At 34.2% G+C, this 20,123-nt stretch carries 22 protein-coding genes; 12 read left to right on the forward strand and 10 right to left on the reverse strand.

Annotated elements, in window-relative coordinates:
* Positions 1-31 precede the first annotated feature (31 nt).
* From AC1EU5_RS00075 to AC1EU5_RS00090, 4 genes are read left to right on the forward strand one after another with little or no spacing between them, the layout of a single operon-like run.
* Positions 32-499 (forward strand): IPExxxVDY family protein, encoded by a 468-nt coding sequence (locus tag AC1EU5_RS00075; protein ID WP_480190296.1) that lies wholly within the window; start codon positions 32-34, stop codon positions 497-499.
* 2 nt (positions 500-501) lie between these two features.
* A complete protein-coding gene (pyk, locus tag AC1EU5_RS00080) occupies positions 502-1,929 on the forward strand; it encodes a pyruvate kinase (protein ID WP_480190297.1) in 1,428 nt (475 codons plus the stop codon).
* A gap of 3 nt (positions 1,930-1,932) precedes the next feature.
* Positions 1,933-2,685 (forward strand): enoyl-CoA hydratase/isomerase family protein, encoded by a 753-nt coding sequence (locus AC1EU5_RS00085; RefSeq protein ID WP_480190298.1) that lies wholly within the window; start codon positions 1,933-1,935, stop codon positions 2,683-2,685.
* Positions 2,686-3,288, forward strand: a complete 603-nt coding sequence (locus tag AC1EU5_RS00090; protein ID WP_480190299.1) for a DUF4230 domain-containing protein — start codon at positions 2,686-2,688, stop codon at positions 3,286-3,288.
* A 1-nt stretch (position 3,289) separates the two neighbouring features.
* Here the strand turns inward: AC1EU5_RS00090 and AC1EU5_RS00095 are convergent, their stop codons facing one another.
* The gene (locus AC1EU5_RS00095) at positions 3,290-5,053 is read right to left on the reverse strand and encodes an aromatic amino acid hydroxylase (protein ID WP_480190300.1); all 1,764 of its coding nucleotides are present in this window, start codon (positions 5,051-5,053) and stop codon (positions 3,290-3,292) included.
* Between the two features lie 127 nt (positions 5,054-5,180).
* Here AC1EU5_RS00095 and AC1EU5_RS00100 point away from each other — a divergent pair, with 127 nt between their 5' ends.
* The 3 genes from AC1EU5_RS00100 (at position 5,181) to AC1EU5_RS00110 (ending at position 6,875) form a co-directional block, all read left to right on the forward strand.
* Positions 5,181-5,957 (forward strand): M48 family metalloprotease, encoded by a 777-nt coding sequence (locus AC1EU5_RS00100; RefSeq protein WP_480190301.1) that lies wholly within the window; start codon positions 5,181-5,183, stop codon positions 5,955-5,957.
* Between the two features lie 99 nt (positions 5,958-6,056).
* A complete protein-coding gene (locus tag AC1EU5_RS00105; RefSeq protein WP_480190302.1) occupies positions 6,057-6,323 on the forward strand; it encodes a hypothetical protein in 267 nt (88 codons plus the stop codon).
* An 18-nt stretch (positions 6,324-6,341) separates the two neighbouring features.
* Entirely contained in the window at positions 6,342-6,875 is a 534-nt protein-coding gene (locus AC1EU5_RS00110) for an inorganic diphosphatase (protein WP_480190303.1), read from the forward strand.
* 40 nt (positions 6,876-6,915) lie between these two features.
* Here the strand turns inward: AC1EU5_RS00110 and AC1EU5_RS00115 are convergent, their stop codons facing one another.
* Positions 6,916-7,332, reverse strand: a complete 417-nt coding sequence (locus tag AC1EU5_RS00115; RefSeq protein WP_480190304.1) for an ankyrin repeat domain-containing protein — start codon at positions 7,330-7,332, stop codon at positions 6,916-6,918.
* A 152-nt stretch (positions 7,333-7,484) separates the two neighbouring features.
* Here AC1EU5_RS00115 and gpmI point away from each other — a divergent pair, with 152 nt between their 5' ends.
* From gpmI to AC1EU5_RS00140, 5 genes are all read left to right on the forward strand, one after another.
* Positions 7,485-8,999: a 2,3-bisphosphoglycerate-independent phosphoglycerate mutase gene (gene gpmI, locus AC1EU5_RS00120; protein WP_480190305.1), complete on the forward strand. Its 1,515-nt coding sequence runs from the start codon at positions 7,485-7,487 to the stop codon at positions 8,997-8,999.
* Between the two features lie 2 nt (positions 9,000-9,001).
* On the forward strand, positions 9,002-9,535 hold the full coding sequence (locus AC1EU5_RS00125; RefSeq protein ID WP_480190306.1) for a thioredoxin family protein: 534 nt from the start codon (positions 9,002-9,004) through the stop codon (positions 9,533-9,535).
* Between the two features lie 65 nt (positions 9,536-9,600).
* The gene (locus AC1EU5_RS00130) at positions 9,601-10,005 is read left to right on the forward strand and encodes a BT0820 family HAD-type phosphatase (RefSeq protein ID WP_480190307.1); all 405 of its coding nucleotides are present in this window, start codon (positions 9,601-9,603) and stop codon (positions 10,003-10,005) included.
* Between the two features lie 8 nt (positions 10,006-10,013).
* Positions 10,014-10,832 (forward strand): type I methionyl aminopeptidase, encoded by an 819-nt coding sequence (gene map / locus AC1EU5_RS00135; protein WP_480190308.1) that lies wholly within the window; start codon positions 10,014-10,016, stop codon positions 10,830-10,832.
* Between the two features lie 85 nt (positions 10,833-10,917).
* A complete protein-coding gene (locus AC1EU5_RS00140) occupies positions 10,918-11,685 on the forward strand; it encodes a class I SAM-dependent methyltransferase (protein WP_480190309.1) in 768 nt (255 codons plus the stop codon).
* 2 nt (positions 11,686-11,687) lie between these two features.
* Here the strand turns inward: AC1EU5_RS00140 and AC1EU5_RS00145 are convergent, their stop codons facing one another.
* The 8 genes from AC1EU5_RS00145 to AC1EU5_RS00180 all read right to left on the reverse strand — a co-directional run bounded on the left by AC1EU5_RS00145 (position 11,688) and on the right by AC1EU5_RS00180 (position 20,001).
* Complete coding sequence (locus AC1EU5_RS00145; protein WP_480190310.1) at positions 11,688-12,443, reverse strand: tetratricopeptide repeat protein; 756 nt, start codon at positions 12,441-12,443, stop codon at positions 11,688-11,690.
* A 37-nt stretch (positions 12,444-12,480) separates the two neighbouring features.
* Positions 12,481-14,247: a BatD family protein gene (locus AC1EU5_RS00150; protein WP_480190311.1), complete on the reverse strand. Its 1,767-nt coding sequence runs from the start codon at positions 14,245-14,247 to the stop codon at positions 12,481-12,483.
* Between the two features lie 4 nt (positions 14,248-14,251).
* The gene (locus AC1EU5_RS00155) at positions 14,252-15,079 is read right to left on the reverse strand and encodes a tetratricopeptide repeat protein (protein ID WP_480190312.1); all 828 of its coding nucleotides are present in this window, start codon (positions 15,077-15,079) and stop codon (positions 14,252-14,254) included.
* Positions 15,072-16,124, reverse strand: a complete 1,053-nt coding sequence (locus AC1EU5_RS00160) for a VWA domain-containing protein (RefSeq protein WP_480190313.1) — start codon at positions 16,122-16,124, stop codon at positions 15,072-15,074. The genes AC1EU5_RS00155 and AC1EU5_RS00160 overlap by 8 nt, the downstream gene beginning before the upstream one ends.
* The gene (locus AC1EU5_RS00165) at positions 16,124-17,128 is read right to left on the reverse strand and encodes a vWA domain-containing protein (RefSeq protein ID WP_480190314.1); all 1,005 of its coding nucleotides are present in this window, start codon (positions 17,126-17,128) and stop codon (positions 16,124-16,126) included. The genes AC1EU5_RS00160 and AC1EU5_RS00165 overlap by 1 nt, the downstream gene beginning before the upstream one ends.
* Positions 17,112-18,032 carry a hypothetical protein gene (locus AC1EU5_RS00170; RefSeq protein WP_480190315.1) on the reverse strand — a complete coding sequence of 307 codons (921 nt, stop codon included), beginning with the start codon at positions 18,030-18,032 and terminating at the stop codon, positions 17,112-17,114. Before AC1EU5_RS00170 ends, AC1EU5_RS00165 begins: the two co-directional genes overlap by 17 nt.
* Before the next feature lie 7 nt (positions 18,033-18,039).
* The gene (locus AC1EU5_RS00175; RefSeq protein ID WP_480190316.1) at positions 18,040-18,909 is read right to left on the reverse strand and encodes a DUF58 domain-containing protein; all 870 of its coding nucleotides are present in this window, start codon (positions 18,907-18,909) and stop codon (positions 18,040-18,042) included.
* Between the two features lie 87 nt (positions 18,910-18,996).
* The gene (locus tag AC1EU5_RS00180; protein ID WP_480190317.1) at positions 18,997-20,001 is read right to left on the reverse strand and encodes an AAA family ATPase; all 1,005 of its coding nucleotides are present in this window, start codon (positions 19,999-20,001) and stop codon (positions 18,997-18,999) included.
* Positions 20,002-20,123 lie beyond the last annotated feature (122 nt).

Here is a 20,123-nt window from a genome sequence, read left to right on the forward strand (position 1 = left end):
GTATATGTATTTTAGCATAAACTTTCTCTGAATGTCTAAAATACTCACCCTAGAGCTTGAAGATGAACATGACTATAAACTTATTGGCATTCATACTACTTTAGAAGACTGTCGGCTTGTATTTTACTTAAACAACGTTCTGAATATAAGTTTAAAACGTGAGAAATATGATTTGGACTTTGAACCTGACAATATTACTTATCCATTATTTGCGTATCAATGTGACTCTACATTTTCAAATTGGTCGCTCATTGCAAACAAAAGTATTTCTGAGGTAGATTCTAATAAGAATGAAGGTATTTTATTTAAAAAGGAGTATAAAACATCTGTTTTGATTCGAGAAAAAAAACAACTTGATTATTTTCTAAAAATAGAAGGAGATATTCATAAAAAAAACCTTTATGAAATCATAACTACAATCAATACAATCAACAATGTGATAACCTCATATCAAATAAATCCACTAACTTTAAAATCGAAAGATTTCTTAATTTTTTAAATATGCGAAATCGTAAAAAAACCAAGATCGTAGCCACTTTAGGTCCTGCATGTGATGATCCAAAGATCATGGAAGACATGATGACTACGGGTGTAAATGTATTTAGGATAAATTTTTCTCATGCTCGATACGATAATGTTGAAGAAAAAGTAAGACAGATACGTGAAATTAATAAGCGTAAAGGATATAATGTAGCCATATTAGCTGATTTACAGGGACCCAAATTACGTGTTGGAGTGATGCAGGAAGGTGTGAAATTAAAAAAAGGTGACACATTTACTTTTACCACTGAAGAATGCGAAGGTACTAAGGAAAAAGCTTATATGACGTATCAAAACTTTCCTAATGATGTAAAGAAAGGAGAAAATATTTTAGTAGATGATGGTAAATTGCTATTTGAAGTACTTGACACAGATGGTAAAAAAGATGTAACCACCAAAGTATTAAGAGGTGGAAAATTAAAGTCTAAAAAAGGAGTTAATTTACCTAATACAGCTATTTCGCTTCCCGCTTTGACTGAAAAGGATGTTCAAGATGCAATTTTTGCAGTTAAACTACAGGTAGATTGGATAGCATTATCATTTGTTCGTAATACGGATGACCTTGTAATGTTACAAGACCTTATTAAAGAACATTCTGACTATAAAATACCAATTATTGCCAAAATTGAAAAGCCTGAAGCTGTAGCTAATATTCGAAAAATTACTGCATATTGTGACGGATTGATGGTAGCACGCGGTGACCTTGGTGTTGAAATTGATATGGAAAAAGTTCCTTTAATTCAGAAAAAACTAGTGCTCCAAGCCAAAAAAGCCAGAATACCGGTGATTATTGCTACACAAATGATGGAAACCATGATTACCAATCAGGTACCAACCAGAGCAGAAGTAAATGATGTTGCTAATTCCATTATGGATGGTGCAGATGCTGTTATGCTTTCTGGTGAAACCTCAGTAGGAGCGTACCCAGTTGAAGTTATTCAGAAAATGCGAAATATAATTGAAAATGTAGAAGATTCTCCGTTAATTATAAAACCTGGTTCTTCAATTCAAAGTGTAAATGACCGATTTATATCTAAAAAGATATGTCACCAAGCCGCTTTGATGGCTGATGATATTGGAGCAACCGTTATTTCTACATTAACCAATAGTGGTTACACCGCTTTCCAAATATCTGCATGGAGGCCTAAGACACATATATTAGCCTTTTCTTCCAATAGACGTATACTTGCCATGCTTAATTTACTTTGGGGTGTGAAAGCATTGTATTATGATAAAATTGTAAGTACAGACGATACAGTAGAAGATATTAACAAGATAGCTGTTAAAAAAGGCTATGCAGAGCAAGGTGATTTTGTCATCAACCTTACATCTATGCCCGTTCATGAAAAAGGGATGGTAAATACATTACGAGTGAGTCAAGTGGAATAATATATGGAACAACCTTATGTTCAACTATCGGTAAATAAAGATATTGGAACTATAGAGTTCTTTCATCCTGCACATAATTCATTGCCTAGTGATTTATTAACTGATTTAAAAGAAGTTATTGAAGAAGCTGATAAGAATAATGAAATAAAAATCATTATCCTCAAAAGTGGTGGTGACAGAACCTTTTGTGCAGGTGCGAGTTTCAGTGAATTAGTGGCTATTGATACTATAGTAAAAGGAAAACAATTCTTTGCAGGTTTTGCCAACGTTATCAATGCTATGCGGAAATGTTCAAAAATTATACTTGGACGTATACAAGGTAAGGCCGTGGGCGGCGGTGTGGGTCTAGCATGCGCTACTGATTATTGTTTTGCAACAAAATATGCCTCAATTAAACTCAGTGAATTAACTATAGGCATAGGACCTTTTGTTATTGAGCCTGCGGTAGAAAGAAAAATTGGATTCAATGCACTTTCTCAAATGACATTAGAGGCTACAAATTTCTTCTCTACTGATTGGGCTAAAAACAAAGGCATGTATGCGCAAGTACATGATTCTATTGAATCTCTAGACTACGCTTTAAATACTTTCGCCGAAAATTTGACCGCTTATAATCCGGAGGCTCTTAGAGAAATGAAAAAGATCTTTTGGAAAGGAACGGATCACTGGGATGAATTACTGGAAGAACGTGCTGCTATATCAGGTCGTTTAGCACTATCTGATTTTACAAAAGAAAAACTTAAACAGTACCAATAGATGCGCAAGATTCTTATCGGTATTATTATACTCTTGCTAGTAATTCTCACTTATAAGACCTTCACCAAAGATTCGAATTCTGCTATCATAAAAGAGCAATCTGAACTCATTCAAGAAGAAGTAAAGAAGGTAGGTAAATTGATCGTTACAGAAGGGCATTTTAGCCAAGTTTTTGATTATAAAAAATCTAGAAATCTTTTTGGTGATTATTTTACCGCCAATAAGAAGGCATTGGTAGTGGTCAATGCAAAAGTAACTGTAGCCTATGACTTAAGTAAACTTATATATGAAATTGATAAAGAGAACAAGGTTTTACATATAAAGAGCATTCCAAAAGAAGAACTTAATATATATCCTGAAATAGAGTATTATGACATACAGCAAGATTTTTTCAATCCTTTTAAAGCTGAAGATTATAATAGCATAAAAGAAACTGTCGAAAAATCGTTAGACGAAAAAATTAAGGCTTCTGACCTTACTAAAAATGCCAAGCGGCAATTATTAAGTGAACTTTCCAAATTTTATATACTTACAAAATCTATGAGCTGGACACTTTCCTACAATGAAAACATCATTGAAAATGTGCAAGAAATCAAGTTGTAATTTAGTCAGTCACCAGTTCTTTTTCAATAATATTAATACCATCATCTATTAAATGGCCCACTTCTGGTCGTTCTAGTTTTACAGCCTCTAGGTGGGCTAATATTTGTTGACACAAACTTTTCTCACCACCTTTAAAAGCTAGTTCATAGAGCTCAACTGGCAACAACCAATCTTCTGGATACTTTTCAATCAACTGTTCTAATACTTTAGTTCTAGATATAGTCCGGTTTTTACCTTCTCTGTAATCTCGTACTTGCTCATAAAAAATTTCTAATTGCAATTGTTTTTCTGATTTTTCAACCTGAATAGTTTGAGAAGATGGAACATGCGTAACTAAATCAAAGCTATGAATATCAGCAACCCCAGCATGGGCAGAGATAACTTCTTTTCCTATAGCCATGTCATAAATTCCCCATTCTGGCTGAAAAAGAATCTCATTTTTAAACGTTACGGTACAGTCTTTAAAACTGATAAGTATGATCTTGCCTTGTAAATTTCTTTTACCGGTAATAATAGTTCCTGATACTTTTACACCACCTTCAAACTCAAGTGTTACTTTTTCATTTTCGTATATATCATAAGCTCGCAAATCTCTAGGACTCATATCTTCAATAGCAAGATTAATTCCTTTTAATTTACCTATTGGGGAGCCAAATCCATCAGCATGATACTCAATACCATGCCCTACTAATTCTTTATCTCTATAAGCCAATGCAGTTTGACCATTACTTTGAATATATACAGGTTCTCCTTTGTGTTCTATAACCTTCGTGAAAATACCTGAAACCTGTAACCCAGTACTTAACTCAATAGTTCCTAAAGCTTTTGAGTTAATTAGTTTATTAACACCTGTCAAACCTCCGGTCCGTAATGCCATAGTATTTGCAAATTCTTCTAAAACCAAGCTCAGATGCGCAAAATCTGGTGTAACAAACAATTGGGGCTGAGGTTTGGTAATATCAAAATTTTGAAAAGCTGCCTGAAGAGAATACGGTAGTTTCTTCACTTCATCAGTCATACACCACGCGCTTTCTCCAATTGAAGATAACAAACCGGCTCCATATATTTTCGGGGTTTCAAGTGTGCCGATCAAACCATACTCTACAGTCCACCAGTGCAAGTTTCTTATGAGCGCCATCTCACTAGGGTCGCCCATATTTTGTTGTAACTCTTCAACTTTTTGTTCGGCTTTCTTAATTTCATTCTTTGGTGTACCTGGAGCTTCTTTTATTATTGATAAATGTCGTACCGCTTCATATAACTCATAATCTTTAGCAGATGAAATTGCTTTGCATCCAACTTCGCCAAAACGCCTTAAATATTCTGCATACTCAGGATTTGCAATAATAGGAGCATGACCTGCCCCTTCATGAATAATGTCAGGAGCCGGAGTATATTCTATATGCTCTAGTTGGCGAATATCAGAAGCTATTACCAGCACGTTATAGGCTTGAAACTCCATAAAAGCATTTGGCGGAATGAATCCATCAACAGCCACCGCGGCCCATCCTATTTCTTTTAAGATACGGTTCATGCCATACATATTCGGAATATGGTCAATAGAAATACCCGTTTGCTTCAACCCTTCAACATATGATTCATGTGCTACCGCACTGAGGTAATCTACATTTTTGCGCATAGCATACCTCCAAACTGCTTGATCTATGGCAGAATAATCCTCATAATTTTGAGGTTTTATATACTGCCTTAAATAATACGGTAGTTTGTTTAAAATTTCATTAGATTCTATAGTATCAAATGCCATAATATCTTAAAATATCTATTTGTAAAAATACAAATATTTAAACGATGTCTTCTTTTATGAAGAGGTAAAAGCATAAAATTCGCGTTAAAATATTTGTATATTTATACCCAACCAAAGTATTTTAATTATGAGAAGAGGTGGGCTTAGTATTCGACTATTGATTGGGGCAGGTATTGTTATATTTACTCTTTTTAAGTACTATTCTAATAGGCAAACAAACCCATATACCGGTAAAAAACAGAGTATTTCTTTGTCTGCTGATGATGAAATTGCTATAGGTTTGCAAAGTGCACCACAAATGGCGCAGCAACATGGTGGTTTATATCCAGATCAGCGCGCTCAGGATCTTGTAGACCAAGTTGGACAGAAACTGGTAAATAACAGTATTGCCCGTGAAACCCCTTATAAATATGATTTTCACTTATTGCGAGATCCACAAACCATTAATGCATTTGCTTTGCCTGGAGGTCAAATATTTATTACTTATGCTCTTTTTTCTAAACTAAAAAATGAGGATCAACTTGCTGGAGTGTTGGGTCATGAAGTTGGGCATGTGGTTGGTCGTCATTCGGCAGAACGTATGGCTAAACAAGGACTTACTCAAGGTATCATCTCAGGTGTTTTGGTAGGTGGTGGTGATGGTACTGGTCAGATGGCTGCCATGATCGCGAATGTAGTCAATATGAAATACGGTCGTGAAGACGAACTAGAAAGTGATGACCTTGGCGTAAAATTTATGATAGATGCTGGTTATCAACCCGAAGAACTCGTTGGAGTTATGAAGATATTAAAAGAAGCTGCAGGGCCAAATAGAGTTCCTGAATTTCAAAGTACCCACCCTGATCCTGAAAATAGAATAGAAAAAATAAAGGAGGCTATTCAAAAATATCGCAAAGGCAGTTAATACTTCCAATCTGTAACATTTTTAAGGTTTTTGGTACTAATATGATACAAGTATCGCATAAATACTTGAAAGTATTCATTAACCAAAAAATCAACTATTATGTCAGGTGCAGGATCTATACAGGGGATGATTACTTCTCTAAAAAACAATAAGCGTTTAAGAACAAAAACTTTTGATCGTTTAAAAGAATTTAAGAATATTAAATATAAAGAAGGAAAAATCCTTAAAAAAGCAACTCCAAAACAACTAAGGACTATTCGTGATCGCATTCAAAAAGAAAACAAGAAAGAAAGAATAGTTTTTATTGTTTCTATTGCTTTATTGTTAGCGGTTTTCTATATTCTGTTTAACTTTGTGGCTTTCTAGAAACTTAGATCGTATCGTATGATGAATCCATGGCACCACGTAAGTGTTGGTGAAAATGCTCCTGAAACTGTAACTGGTATTATAGAAATTCCTAAAAATACAAGGGCAAAGTATGAATTAGATAAAGAAAGTGGTTTACTTAAATTAGATAGGGTGCTGTACTCTTCTATGTATTACCCAGCCAATTATGGTTTTATACCCCAAACCTACTGTGAAGATGATGATCCTTTAGACATTGTTGTACTATCGCAACAGGAAATTGTACCGATGTGCCTTGTAGATTCTAAAGTAATTGGAGTAATGCGCATGTTAGACGGAGGTGAAAAAGATGATAAGATTATTGCTGTTGCTGCTAATGATATGAGTGTAAACCATATTGACGATGTTAATGAGTTACCTCGTCATTTCTTTAGAGAATTGAAGAATTTCTTTGAAGACTATAAAAAATTGGAAAACAAAACAGTAGTAGTTGAAGAATTTCAAGATAAGGAAATTGCCATAAAGATTGTTAAGCAAAGTATTGTAGACTACAATAACAAATTCAAGAATTAAAAAAAGCGGGAATTTTTATTCCCGCTTTTTTTAAAGATGACTATGCTTTTCTTTTCTTCTTTTTGGCTTCCATAGCTTCAGAAATCACTTTATAGGTATCATGAGCTTTAGAAATTTTGGCATACTTTAGAGCATTATAGCCTTTATCTGACTTAGCTTTTAGTTTAGCTCCATTAGCAATTAATAGTTTTACTATCTCTACTTTATTATATCTTGCTGCATACATAAGTGGTGTCATTCCTTTTGACTTTTGGTTTACATCTGTGCCGGCTTTGATCATACTTTGAACAGCATCTAAATTTCCTTCAATAATTAATTTGCAAAAAGTACTTACTTCGGTAGTATACTTTACACTTGATAAAATTGGCGTAATTTCATTTTCGAAATTTGATGGGGTGGTAGTAGCTGATAAAGCAAAACTAGTAACTAAAGCTGCTGATAGAATTAAATTTTTCATGTTAAAGAGGTTTTTAGATTATACTATAAAGACTACCATCATACTGTTAAGTTACCGACTTTAACACTACTTAACTCAAATTTAACATTAGCTGTTAAATTGATCTAAAAATCTTTTTTAGTTTGTTAATTTTGTGACTCAACTTGAAAAACATGCAAAAAAAAGTTATTCTGCTCATACTGGATGGATGGGGAATTTCAAACAACCCTAAAGTTTCAGCAATAGATCAAGCTAACATTCCATTTATAAACTCTCTTTATGAAAAGTATCCAAATGCAACCTTGCGTACAGATGGATTACATGTAGGGTTACCAGATGGTCAGATGGGCAATAGCGAAGTTGGGCATATGAACTTAGGTGCTGGGAGAATCGTATATCAAGATTTGGCCAAAATTAATTTAGCCGTAGAGAATGACGAATTGGCCAAAGAGAAAGTATTACAAGATGCTTTTTTATATGCTAGAACTCAGAATAAAAAAGTGCATTTCTTAGGACTGGTCTCTGATGGGGGTGTACATTCACATATAAATCATTTAAAAGGCTTGGTTAAAGCAGCCGAAGTTGCTGGTGTAGAAAGTTATATTCATGCTTTTACGGATGGTAGAGATGTAGACCCGCAATCGGGTATTGATTTTTTGATTGATTTAGATGATTTTTTATCAGACTATACTGCCAAACTAGCATCAGTTGTTGGTCGTTATTATGCCATGGATAGGGATAAGCGTTGGGAACGTGTAAAAAAAGCTTATGACCTTATAGTTAATGGAATTGGCATAAAGGCAACTGATGTAAAAAGAGCAATTCAAGATAGCTATGACATGGAGGTAACAGATGAATTTATTGAACCTATTGTCATGGTTGACGATGATGAAAATCCTCTAGCCACCATTCAATCAGATGATGTTGTAATATTCTTTAATTTCAGAACTGATCGTGGTAGGCAGCTTACCCAAGCATTATCTCAGGAAGATTTTCACGAGTATAATATGCATAAAATGCCTTTGCATTATGTTACCATGACTAATTATGATGATACATTTAAAAATGTAAACGTCATCTACCCAAAAGAGGATCTCTCTGAAACCATTGGTGAAGTCTTAGAAAAACATGATAAGAAACAGATTCGTATAGCAGAGACCGAAAAGTATCCTCATGTTACCTTTTTCTTTTCTGGCGGTAGAGAAAACGAATTTAAAGGTGAAAAACGTATTATGTGCCCTTCACCAAAGGTGGCTACATACGATTTAAAACCAGAAATGAGTGCTTATGAAATTACTGAAAAAATACTGCCAGAAATAGCTAATAAAGAACCTGACTTTATTTGTTTAAATTTTGCAAATACAGACATGGTAGGCCATACAGGAGTGTTTGAAGCGGCTGTAAAAGCAGCAGAAACAGTTGATGGTTGTGTAAAGCAAATTGTAACAAGAGCACTTGAAAATGATTACACTACCATCATCATTGCGGATCATGGTAATAGCGACACAATGATCAATGAAGATGGGTCGCCAAATACAGCTCATACCACAAATCCTGTCCCTATTATTTTGGTAGATAAGGAAATCGATACTATTGCTAGCGGGATTTTAGCCAATATAGCACCCACAATTCTAAAATTAATAGGGATTGAAAAACCCGCCATTATGGATCAGGAAGCATTGATTTAAATATGAGAAAAGTCCTATTTCTAATATTTCTTATTTCTCAGCTTGTTTGTGCACAAGAAAAGGAAACTATTACTCAGAAAAATTCTGATTTTATCGGCTTAAAGAATAAAGAATTTCTGCTTCAAGAACCTAATTCTAAATGGTATTTTGACAGTTATGATACTTACACTCCTCATCAAAAAACAGTTGAGAAAATAAAAACTCATATTCAAGATTACCAGATTAAGATTTTCATGTCTGTTTGGTGTCATGATAGTCATCGAGAAATCCCTCGTCTTTTTAAAGTTCTTGAGCTGGCAAATTTTAATTTTGATAATTTAGAGTTGATCGCTCTTGATCGCTCTAAGAAAACTCCCGATCATCTCCAAAAAGGTTATGATATCAAGCGTACTCCAACCATTATTTTCTTAAAAAACGGAAAAGAAGTTTCAAGGTTTGTAGAGCAGCCCGTCAAAAATCTAGAAAAAGACCTTTTGAAGATTATAAGTGGTAAAAATTACCGACATTCATACTACAAACAGTGGCATAGTAATTGACAAATAGTGAGTCTATTATATTCTAAAAGAATCCCTTAAATTTGCACCACTTTAAATGAAGAGAGATGTTACCTAAAAACCACAAGATAATTGCTGTTGATTTTGACGGTACTATTGTTGAAGATGCCTATCCAGAAATTGGAAGTCCTAAAATTTTTGCTTTTGAAACCTTAAAAGAATTAAAAAATGATGGTCATCGATTAATTCTTTGGACCTATAGAAATGGGAGCAAACTTGATGAAGCTGTTAATTTTTGTAAAAAGAATGGTATTGAGTTTTATGCTGTAAATAAAAACTACCCTGAAGAAGTATTTGATAATAAAGTCAGTCGAAAGATTAATGCTGATATTTTTATTGATGATCGTAATATAGGCGGTATGTTAGGCTGGGGTGAAATCTATAGAATGATTACTAATAAACCTGAAATTTTAGTAAAGAAAAAACGCAAAAAAGGCTTTTGGCGCTTTTAAATTTTAATATGATCAAAGCAAAAACCCGCGAGGAAATTGAATTAATGCGCGAAAGCGCACTTATAGTATCTAAAACACTTGGTATGCTTGCCAAAGAGGTAAAGCCTGGTGTTACAACTCTATATTTAGACAAACTTGCTGAAGAGTTTATTAGAGATCAGGGTGCAGTACCCGGTTTTTTAGGTTTATATGACTTCCCAAATACACTATGTATGAGTCCTAATGCTCAAGTTGTTCATGGTATACCTAACGATACACCTCTTGATAATGGTGATATTATTTCTATAGATTGTGGGGCGATTAAAAATGAATTTTATGGAGATCATGCTTACACATTTGAAGTAGGTGAGGTGTCCGAAGATGTAGAAAAACTCTTAAAAGTTACCAAGGAAAGCTTATACCAAGGAATCAGACAGTTTAAAACTGGTAATCGTGTAGGAGATGTTGGCTACGCTATTCAAAATTATTGTGAAGCTCATGGTTATGGTGTAGTACGTGAATTAGTAGGTCATGGATTGGGGGAAAAAATGCATGAAGACCCTGAAATGCCTAATTATGGTAGAAGAGGGCGAGGAAAAAAATTCATAGAAGGCATGGTGGTAGCCATAGAACCTATGATTAATATGGGTACGCATAAAACAAGACATTTAAAAGACGGTTGGACCATCTTAACAGCAGACAACAAGCCCTCTGCACACTTTGAACATGATGTTGCTATTGTTAATGGAAAACCGGAACTGCTTTCTACATTTGCATATATATATGAGGCTTTGGGTATAGAAAGTGATGAAGAAGACGAGTTTCGAAAAGTTAAACTAACAGTCTAATTATTTCGAACCTTTAGGTAAGAAGTTAGATTTATCAATCATCTGCCGAAAGCAGGCTCATTTTAAAATGACTTAAAATATTCTTGTGTCGCTTTTTAAATACATTCTCAATACAATTCCAAGACCTTTTTTGATCAAAGCCAGTTATTGGGTTCGTCCTTTATTCGCATTTTATCTTAAGGGTTCTAAATACACTGATCCTATTGATGGTAAAAGTTTTCGAAAATTCTTACCTTATGGTTACGGTACGCAAAGACCTAATGTACTTTCTCCAAGTACACTTTCTTTAGAACGTCATCGATTACTCTGGCTGTATTTACAAAATGACACCGATTTTTTTGATGCATCAAAACCAAAACGTGTTTTGCATATGGCTCCTGAACAATGCTTTTTAAAACGTTTTAAAGCCTTAAAGCATATTGATCTGGTAACAGCTGATCTTTATTCACCTATCATTGATGTAAAAGCTGATATTTGTGATCTACCCTTCAAGGATAATGAGTTTGACATTGTCTTTTGTAACCATGTGCTGGAACATATTCCAGACGACAAAAAAGCCATGCAAGAGCTCTACAGAGTCATGAAGTCAGGTGGGCTTGGCATTTTTCAAATACCTCAAGATTATTCACGAGATACGACTTATGAGGACTTTAGCATCACTTCTCCTGAAGAACGTGCAAAACATTTTGGACAATATGATCATGTACGCGTATATGGCAATGACTATTTTGACCGACTTAGGAATGTAGGTTTTAAAGTAGAAGAGATAAACTATTCTAAAAAAATGTCTGATATAGAAATTGACAAGTATTGTTTGATGAAAAATGAAATATTGCCGGTATGTTATAAATAGAATTACTGGAGTTCTTTGATATCTTCCTCCTCTATCCATCCTATTTTACCATCAGCAATTTTTATCTTTTTAAATCCGTCAAGGCTCTCTAATAATTGCACTTTAGTACCTTCATGCAATTCAAAATTCACTTCACTTGATTTTGTAGGTGCGCTTCGCACATTACTTTGTTGTGCAAAAACAATAGCCGTTCTGTAACTCTTAGTGAATTCATGATTGCTATACGCAAAAAACACAGATACGATTGAAAATAGCACACTTAGTATACTCGTAATAAAATAAATTCTTTTCTTAGAAGCAGCATAGGAAAAATGATATAGTAAAAACAAGAGTGCAAATAAAAACGAAAATACTACCGCCAAATAGGCCCAGATATCATACGTGAACCTTTGTACAATATTCTCTGAGAGTTTTTGTCCTATAGACTTAGGCAAGGCTTCAATGTTATCAAGTGCCATTCGCTTTGCAAAACTTAAGTTATGCTTTGCATCTTCATGATTAGGGTTTAACAATAACGCTTTTTCATAATAATAAACAGCCGGCGCTACCTGATTCTTTTTATAATAAGCATTCGCCATATTATAAAACAGATCATCTGACTTTAACTTATTAGCTTCTATCTCTTGATAAATGGTTAAAGCCTCATCATATTTTTCTTGTTGGTATAACTTATTGGCCTTTACAAAAAGGCTATCTGCAGGTTGCGCTGAAAAACCTGTAAAACCGAATAATAACAGTATTGGTAATATTCTTTTCATATATCTATAACTGTCTTAAAAAACAGTATAACCACATCTATAGTTGTTTATCAATCTTTGCAATTACTTCTTTTGCATTATTATATTCCTGTTGCATCTGCACATTAGTAGTTGGTGTATAGCGCGCATAATCACAATCATCTAATACTTTTATGAGTCTATCAATAGAAATTTCATCTACATTTCTATTTAATAATAACTCCGTAATTCGTTCCTGGCTAATATCTGATGTTTCTACTTGCAACTTCGCCTTTAAATAATTGTGCAATGCCTTTTCTAAAGCAATATAAAACGCTTCTTTATTTCCTAACTGTTTTTTAGCTTCTGATAAGTACTTCCGTGCTAAACGATCAGCTTTTCTTCGCTTATTACCAATAATATCTCCATCTCGTTCTTTTTTCTTTTTTCCTATAAAAACCCCAATAGGAATTACCAGTAATGGCAATATCAAAAGAGAATAAAACAAGTTTGAATCTAAAAAGTCTTTGGTTTTGGCTGTTGAGATAAATTTTGCAGTACTACTTATATATCTGATTGTATTACCTGTAGTAATCACATCTCTTTTGTCTATGGCAGTTGTGTTTGCAGCTTCAGAGGGTATGGCTCCCTGGGGAGCATTAATAACAATAGGGTTGGTGGTAATTGTTTTATATACTTTGTCTTTTAAGCTAAAGTAAGAAAATGATACCGGTGGAATCTTATACTTTCCTTTGTACTGAGGTACCACTGTATATTGATCGTATATTTTACCGCGAAGGCCTGCCAAATTCGTACTAATACTTTCTTTGTGTTCAGGTTCATAACGTTCCAAACCATTAGGTGTTTCAATAGATGGGAGGTCAATCAATTTTAAGTTTCCTTTTCCCGTTACCTCAACTTTGATCTGGGCAGATTCATTTGCTTTTAATTCAGTCTTCGTAGCAAAAATCTTAAAGTCCAAATCACCTACTGCGCCATTAAAATTTGACGGTCTCCCCTCTTCAGGTAATGCTTTAACTTCAACAGTTCTTCTTCCAGTAGTAACCGTATAGTTAACATTGCGTGTCATTCTATTGCCAAAAAGATCAACTCGACCACTAGGAACTCCTACTGCTGTCTCTATACTCATAGGTTCTATACTCAGTTTGCCCGCCCTTTGTGGAATCAAAACAGCTTTTTTTACAATAACATAACGATGTGGCTTCCCTTGAAATTCCCCCATTTTAGGTTCCCATTGTTTTACCTCTATATTTTGATTCCAAAAACCATTAAATGACGGAGATTCTAGTTCTCTGGTATTACGAACAGAAACATTATTTACATCTACGTACAATTTGTAAACTACAGAAATGCTCTCACCAACATAGGGTTTTGAATTAGATATTTCTGCAATTAAATGCACATTTTGAGATGCAAGATAGCTAGGATCATTCGGATCTTTAGGAATCTCAACAGCCTCAGTAACCGTAACTTTTACTGTGTTCGTTTTGACAATATCTCCTTCATATTTTATACTAGCTGAAGGAATTGTATGTACTCCTTTTCTTTTTGGCTGCAATGTGTAAGTGTAAGACTGCTCAAAAGATTGTTTACCATTTACATATGAAAAATTCGTTGACTGCATTGGTCCTGCAAGCACTTTAAAGTTTTTAAAACTTGGTGGTGTGAAGTCGTCTCCGCCCTGTTTATTTAAAGAAAATGTAATGCGTAAACGCTCATTAACGCCCAGTCTATTTTTACTTACAGTAGCTTTAAAAGATAAATCCTGGGCTTCAATGGTTTGCAAGCCTATGATAAAAAATAGTATGAATGTTATTCTAAACATTATTTTACCAATCTTTTTCCTGTTTTACCTTTCTACCTCTGGCTTTTTTGGCATTAACTTTTTTCTGTGTTTTATTTTCTTCATTGTTCATAGCCTCTAATAACTGCTGAACTTGCTGTTTTGACAATTGATTCTTTTTAGGCTGAGGCTGTTTTTGTTGCTTATCATCATCACCCTGATTCTTCTTGTTTGAATCCTTTTTATTATCTCCCTTTTTATCCTTGTCTTTGTCGCCCTTATCGCCTTCGTTTTTATCTTTATTCTGGTCTTTGTTGTCTTTTTTATTATCTTTTTGGTCCTTCTTTTGATCCTTATTATCGTTGTTCTTATCGTCGTTATTTTTATCCTTTTCTTTATTGTCAGCTTCATTTTTCAATAACTTTTGCGCCAAGGCTAAATTATAACGGGTTTCATCATCATTAGGGTTATTTCGTAATGAATTTTTGTAGGCGTTAATAGCTTTATCATATTGTTTTTGCTTCATGAACGAATTACCCATGTTATGGTAATTATCAGCCTTTACCAATTTATCTTCACTAGTTTTAGCTACCAATTCATATTGAGGTACCGCTTCTTCAAACCTATCCTGTTGATAGATTGCATTACCTAAGTTGTATTGCGCTTTTTTGTAATTAGGGTTTACCTCTAACGCCTTTTTATATTGAACTTCTGCATCAGAAAAATTGCTGTTATTATAAAAACCATTACCATCACGAATGATTTGTTTTTCAGCTTTTTCAATCTTTGATTGTTTGGACTTCTTTGTATCATTCTCTTTTTGACCAAAAGCAACAGAAGAAATTAAAAGTAATGCTATAAAAAACCTATTCATAACTATTATCCTTTTTTTCATTAAACAAATTCAATTGCTGTATCCATTTTGTTTTCTTATTGAACATAAGTGTATCAAAAACTAGCAACAATAAACCTAAACCAACAAACCATTGAAACTGATCCTTAAAATCAGAAAATTGTTTGGTTTCAAATTCTTTCTTGTCAGCAGCCAGTAACAATTCATCAATATAATCTACTGTTTTAGTCGTATTATTTCCATAAAGGTATTCCCCTTTACCATCTGAGGCAATTGTTTTTAAGGTTTGATCATTTAATTTTGTAATTACCACTTCTCCTTTTCTATCTTTTTTATGACCAATAAATGTGCCATCACGCTTGATTGGAATGGGTTCTCCTTTTGATGTTCCGATACCAATTGTATAAATTTTAATACCTTCTTCAGTGGCTTCATTGGCAACATAACTCACTTTTTCTTCGTGATCTTCTCCGTCGGAAATCACAAACAAATACCTATTGGTCTGTTCATCATCATCAAAATAACTCTTGGCCAATTTTAGAGCCTCATTAATTGCTGTTCCTTGAGATGATACCATGTCTGGTTCTGCATTTTGCAAAAACATTTTTGCTGCCGCATGATCTGTAGTAATTGGCAATAAGGGAAATGCATTACCAGCATAAATAATAATACCTACTCTATCACTACCCAGTTTATCAATTATTTTAGAGATGATCTGCTTTGCTTTCTCTAACCGATTTGGAGCGATATCTTCAGCCAACATACTTTTAGAGACATCTAAAGCGAACACCACATCAACACCTTGGCGCTTGACTGTTTTAAGTTTAGTGCCCATTTTAGGGTTTACCAAGGCAATAATTAGAAAGGATAATCCTAAAGCGATGGTCAATACTTTTAATGCTGATTTAAACGGTGAGGTTTCAGGGCTTAAACGCTCTAACAACTCTTTATCAGCAAACGACTTTTGTTTATTACGTTTCCACCAGGCAACAAGAATATAAGCTAGTAGTAAAATTGCAACTACTATAAAGTACATGAAATATCCTTTTTCTTCTAGTTGATACATTATATAAAACTTCTAAATACCGTAAAACGTAATAACATTTCAGTTAAAATTAAAAATCCTGCCAACAGGATTAACGGTCTATATTTCTCTTGGTAATTATAATATTTAAATTCTTCTATTTCCGTTTTTTCCAATTTATTAATCTCATCGTAAATAGATTCTAACTTCTCATTATCAGTTGCCCTAAAATATTGCCCTTCTGTTTCATCTGCTATATATTGCAATAATTTTTCATCTATTTCTACAGGGGCATTCCTAAATAACAAATTTCCTCTTGGGTCCTTTGCATAAGGAAATTGCGCCATACCATTAGTCCCCAAACCAATAGTATAAACTTTAATTTCTAAACTCTTAGCTAACTCCGTTGCTGTCTTAGGGTCTACAAATCCAGAATTATTTACCCCATCAGTCAGCAAAATAATTACCTTACTTTTTGCTTTACTTTCTTTCAATCTATTTACCGCAGAACCTAATCCCATGCCAATGGCAGTACCTCCTTCTAGGTCACCCCATTTTAACTTTCTAACGGTATTAATAACGATTCGCTTATCGCTAGTAATAGGTGTTTGCGTAAAGCTTTCTCCTGCATATACCACAATACCAATTCTATCATTTGGTCGTTTATTTATAAATCTATTGGCAACACCTTTTAAAGCTTCCAACCTGTTGGGTTTCAAATCTTTTGCCAACATACTGGCCGAAACATCAATAGCCATTACAATATCAATTCCACGTGTAGTTTTTGTACGCTTACTAACCTCTACATTTCTAGGTCTAGCTAAGGCAATAATTAGAGCTGCAAAGGCTAACATACGGAGCACATACAGCAGAGGTTTTAACTTTGCCCAGATAGAACGCTCTGCAAAACCTTTTGTACTAGCCAAAGTTAATCTAGCGGCATCTCTATTTCTGTTAAAAATGTGCCAAAATACCAGTAGTGGTATAACAAGTAGCAACCATAAAAATTCAGGATTCGTTAGTTCTAAATTATTCCACAACTTCATCTTCTTCTATCCTTTTAGGTTTTAACTCATCAATGACCTCTCCTGCACTGTTACGATGTAATTCAATATCGTTAGCTAATGGTTTAAATTTTGCAAACTTTACTAAATCAGCATCCTTTAGTAGTTTGTTTAATTTGTTGATGGTCTCTTGCGGAATATTCAAATTACTTGAACTATTAAAATCTGTAAGGGTTTCCATTAGTTCGTCAGTAGTCGATTCCAAAGCCGGGATTTTCATTTCACGCTCAATATATGTTCTTACAATGTCAGTAAGCTCAACATAAAACATTTTGATTTTATTCTTTTGCCATAACTGCTTAGCATCCAGTTCTTGCAAGCGTTGCAATGCCAATTGATATGGAGGTATGGCGAGCTCAACCTCTTCAGGAGTCTTCTTTTTGCGTTTCAAGAAGTAGATGATTGCAGCTACTAACGTTAAGAGACCTAATAGCCACCACAGATAGTTTTTAAAATCTTCAAAAGTATAAGGTTCATTCCTGATAGCTTTTATGGTGTGCATGGGCTGCTTGATGGTATCTACGGCTACCGTATTCACGTCAATGGTTAATGAGTCTGTCATGTACTCTTGACTCCAGATCATTACTCTTTGTTGTGGTATAACATAACGACCACTATCAAAACTAGTCAAGGCATACTTTCTGACAAGTTTGTCTTTTAATGTATCAATACCTAAATCTTCTACTAACTCTACTCTAGCAAAACTGTCTAATTTAATCTCTGTAAAAACAACACCTTTATCTGCATTATCTACAACAATCTGATAGTTGAACTGCTCACCTATCCTAATCTTGGACGTATCTACTTTCGCAGAAACTTCAGGAATGTTTTGAGAAAACCCAAAGAGTCCAATAAAAAAGGCGATATGTACTAAAATCTTTTTCATAAATCTTCTACGCGCCTTTTCTTTTGAAATAACCCAGTAACTTCTTAACATAACTCTCGTCTATACGCGTACTAATAGTGCCCGAACCACTTCTTTTAAAAGTGTTTTCAAAATAATCCACTGTTTTGAGGTAGTTGGCTTTGTAGTTAGTCCTTATCTTTTGAGAGCTTGTGTTGACCAAAACTGTCTTGCCACTTTCAGCATCTAACATTGGCACCATTCCCAGGTTTGGAATTTTCTCTTCATATTTGTCATAGACTCTAATACCCGTTACATCATGCTTGCGACCAACAATTTTTAAGGCATTATCATACGACTCATCCATAAAGTCAGATAAAATAAAAACAATAGCTTTCTTCTTCATCACATTTGACAGATAACGTAAAGCTTGCGTAATATTCGTTTTTTTACTTTTAGGTTTAAATTCTATTAGTTCTCGTATGATTCTAAGTACATGTGTTTTTCCTTTTTTAGGAGGAATGAATAATTCAATTCCGTCAGAGAATAACAATAAACCCACCTTGTCATTGTTCTGGATAGCGGAAAAAGCTAATGTAGCGCTAATCTCAGTAATTGTTTCTCGCTTAAATTGTTGTGTTGTACCAAACATTTCAGAACTACTAACATCTACAACCAACATCATAGTTAACTCACGTTCTTCTTCAAAAACTTTTACAAAAGGTTCGTTATAACGTGCAGTAACATTCCAATCAATAGATCTAATATCATCGCCATATTGGTATTGACGTACTTCAGAAAAGGTCATACCTCGCCCTTTAAAAGAACTGTGATATTCACCAGAAAAAATATGATCAGACAACCGACGTGTCTTAATCTCTATTTTTCTAACCTTTTTGAGTATTTCTTTGGTATCCAAGATGCTGATTTGTTAAATTGTTGAATCGAATAATCGTTACTATCATTTAACCTAAAGCAGTTAAACGAATCAACGGTTAAACAAATTTTAAGGTACTTCTACTTGGTTTACAATTTTGTTGATGATATCAACCGAAGTAATATTTTCTGCTTCTGCCTCGTAGGTAATTCCTATTCTATGACGTACTACGTCATGTACAACTGCTCTAACATCTTCAGGTATTACATATCCTCTACGCTTTATAAAGGCGTAACACTTAGAAGCCATTGCTAAATTAATACTACCTCTAGGAGATGCGCCAAAACTTATTAAAGGTTTTAAATCTGGCAATCTGAATTCTTCTGGGTAGCGTGTTGCAAAAATAATATCAAGAATGTATTTTTCTATTTTCTCATCCATGTAAACTTCTTTCACAGCTTCTCTCGCCGAAAGAATTTGTTGTAAATCAACAACAGCATTTACGGCCTCAAAACTTCCTCTCAAATTATTACGCATAATCAACTGTTCTTCAGCAAGCTTAGGATAGTCAATCACCGTTTTTAGCATAAAACGGTCAACTTGCGCTTCTGGTAATGGATATGTGCCTTCTTGTTCAATGGGGTTTTGAGTAGCCATAACCAAGAAAGGTTCATCTAATTTAAAGGTGTCATCGCCAATAGTAACCTGATGCTCTTGCATGGCCTCCAACAAAGCCGACTGCACCTTTGCTGGAGCACGATTGATCTCATCAGCCAGTACAAAATTTGCAAAAACAGGGCCCTTCTTTATAGAGAAATCATTCTCCTTAATATTATAGATCATTGTACCTATGACATCGGCTGGCAATAAATCTGGAGTAAACTGTATTCTACTAAAAGAACCTTTAACAGCTTTGGAAAGTGTATTGATAGACAATGTTTTTGCTAACCCTGGTACTCCTTCCAAAAGAATATGGCCATCACCTAAAAGACCTATTAATAATCGTTCAACCATGTGCTTTTGCCCAACAATTACCTTGTTCATTTCTAAGTTTAACAAATCAACAAAGGCACTTTCTTTTTCTATCTTCTCATTAATCGCTCTAATATCAACGCTCGTAGTTGTTCCTTCCATATATTTTATTAAAAATTATGCAATACTAAATGAATTTTTTCAGGATAGCAAACTTAGGGCATTACTAAAGTTCTAGTTGTTAAATTATGGTTAAAAAACCTTATGTATAAAGGATTTAGCAA

The organism is Maritimimonas sp. 2405UD52-3 (genome assembly GCF_056591715.1).

Coding starts and splice junctions, on each gene's coding strand:
- gpmI (WP_480190305.1), top strand. CDS start 7,485: ATGCAAAAAAAAGTTATTCTGCTCATACTGGATGGATGGGGAATTTCA.
- AC1EU5_RS00170 (WP_480190315.1), bottom strand. CDS start 18,032: ATGAAAAAGATTTTAGTACATATCGCCTTTTTTATTGGACTCTTTGGG.
- AC1EU5_RS00110 (WP_480190303.1), top strand. CDS start 6,342: ATGATGAATCCATGGCACCACGTAAGTGTTGGTGAAAATGCTCCTGAA.
- AC1EU5_RS00115 (WP_480190304.1), bottom strand. CDS start 7,332: ATGAAAAATTTAATTCTATCAGCAGCTTTAGTTACTAGTTTTGCTTTA.
- AC1EU5_RS00160 (WP_480190313.1), bottom strand. CDS start 16,124: ATGTATCAACTAGAAGAAAAAGGATATTTCATGTACTTTATAGTAGTT.
- AC1EU5_RS00145 (WP_480190310.1), bottom strand. CDS start 12,443: ATGAAAAGAATATTACCAATACTGTTATTATTCGGTTTTACAGGTTTT.
- AC1EU5_RS00180 (WP_480190317.1), bottom strand. CDS start 20,001: ATGGAAGGAACAACTACGAGCGTTGATATTAGAGCGATTAATGAGAAG.
- AC1EU5_RS00150 (WP_480190311.1), bottom strand. CDS start 14,247: ATGTTTAGAATAACATTCATACTATTTTTTATCATAGGCTTGCAAACC.
- AC1EU5_RS00090 (WP_480190299.1), top strand. CDS start 2,686: ATGCGCAAGATTCTTATCGGTATTATTATACTCTTGCTAGTAATTCTC.
- pyk (WP_480190297.1), top strand. CDS start 502: ATGCGAAATCGTAAAAAAACCAAGATCGTAGCCACTTTAGGTCCTGCA.
- AC1EU5_RS00075 (WP_480190296.1), top strand. CDS start 32: ATGTCTAAAATACTCACCCTAGAGCTTGAAGATGAACATGACTATAAA.
- AC1EU5_RS00100 (WP_480190301.1), top strand. CDS start 5,181: ATGAGAAGAGGTGGGCTTAGTATTCGACTATTGATTGGGGCAGGTATT.
- AC1EU5_RS00095 (WP_480190300.1), bottom strand. CDS start 5,053: ATGGCATTTGATACTATAGAATCTAATGAAATTTTAAACAAACTACCG.
- AC1EU5_RS00165 (WP_480190314.1), bottom strand. CDS start 17,128: ATGAAGTTGTGGAATAATTTAGAACTAACGAATCCTGAATTTTTATGG.
- AC1EU5_RS00155 (WP_480190312.1), bottom strand. CDS start 15,079: ATGAATAGGTTTTTTATAGCATTACTTTTAATTTCTTCTGTTGCTTTT.
- AC1EU5_RS00105 (WP_480190302.1), top strand. CDS start 6,057: ATGTCAGGTGCAGGATCTATACAGGGGATGATTACTTCTCTAAAAAAC.
- AC1EU5_RS00125 (WP_480190306.1), top strand. CDS start 9,002: ATGAGAAAAGTCCTATTTCTAATATTTCTTATTTCTCAGCTTGTTTGT.
- AC1EU5_RS00130 (WP_480190307.1), top strand. CDS start 9,601: ATGTTACCTAAAAACCACAAGATAATTGCTGTTGATTTTGACGGTACT.
- AC1EU5_RS00085 (WP_480190298.1), top strand. CDS start 1,933: ATGGAACAACCTTATGTTCAACTATCGGTAAATAAAGATATTGGAACT.
- map (WP_480190308.1), top strand. CDS start 10,014: ATGATCAAAGCAAAAACCCGCGAGGAAATTGAATTAATGCGCGAAAGC.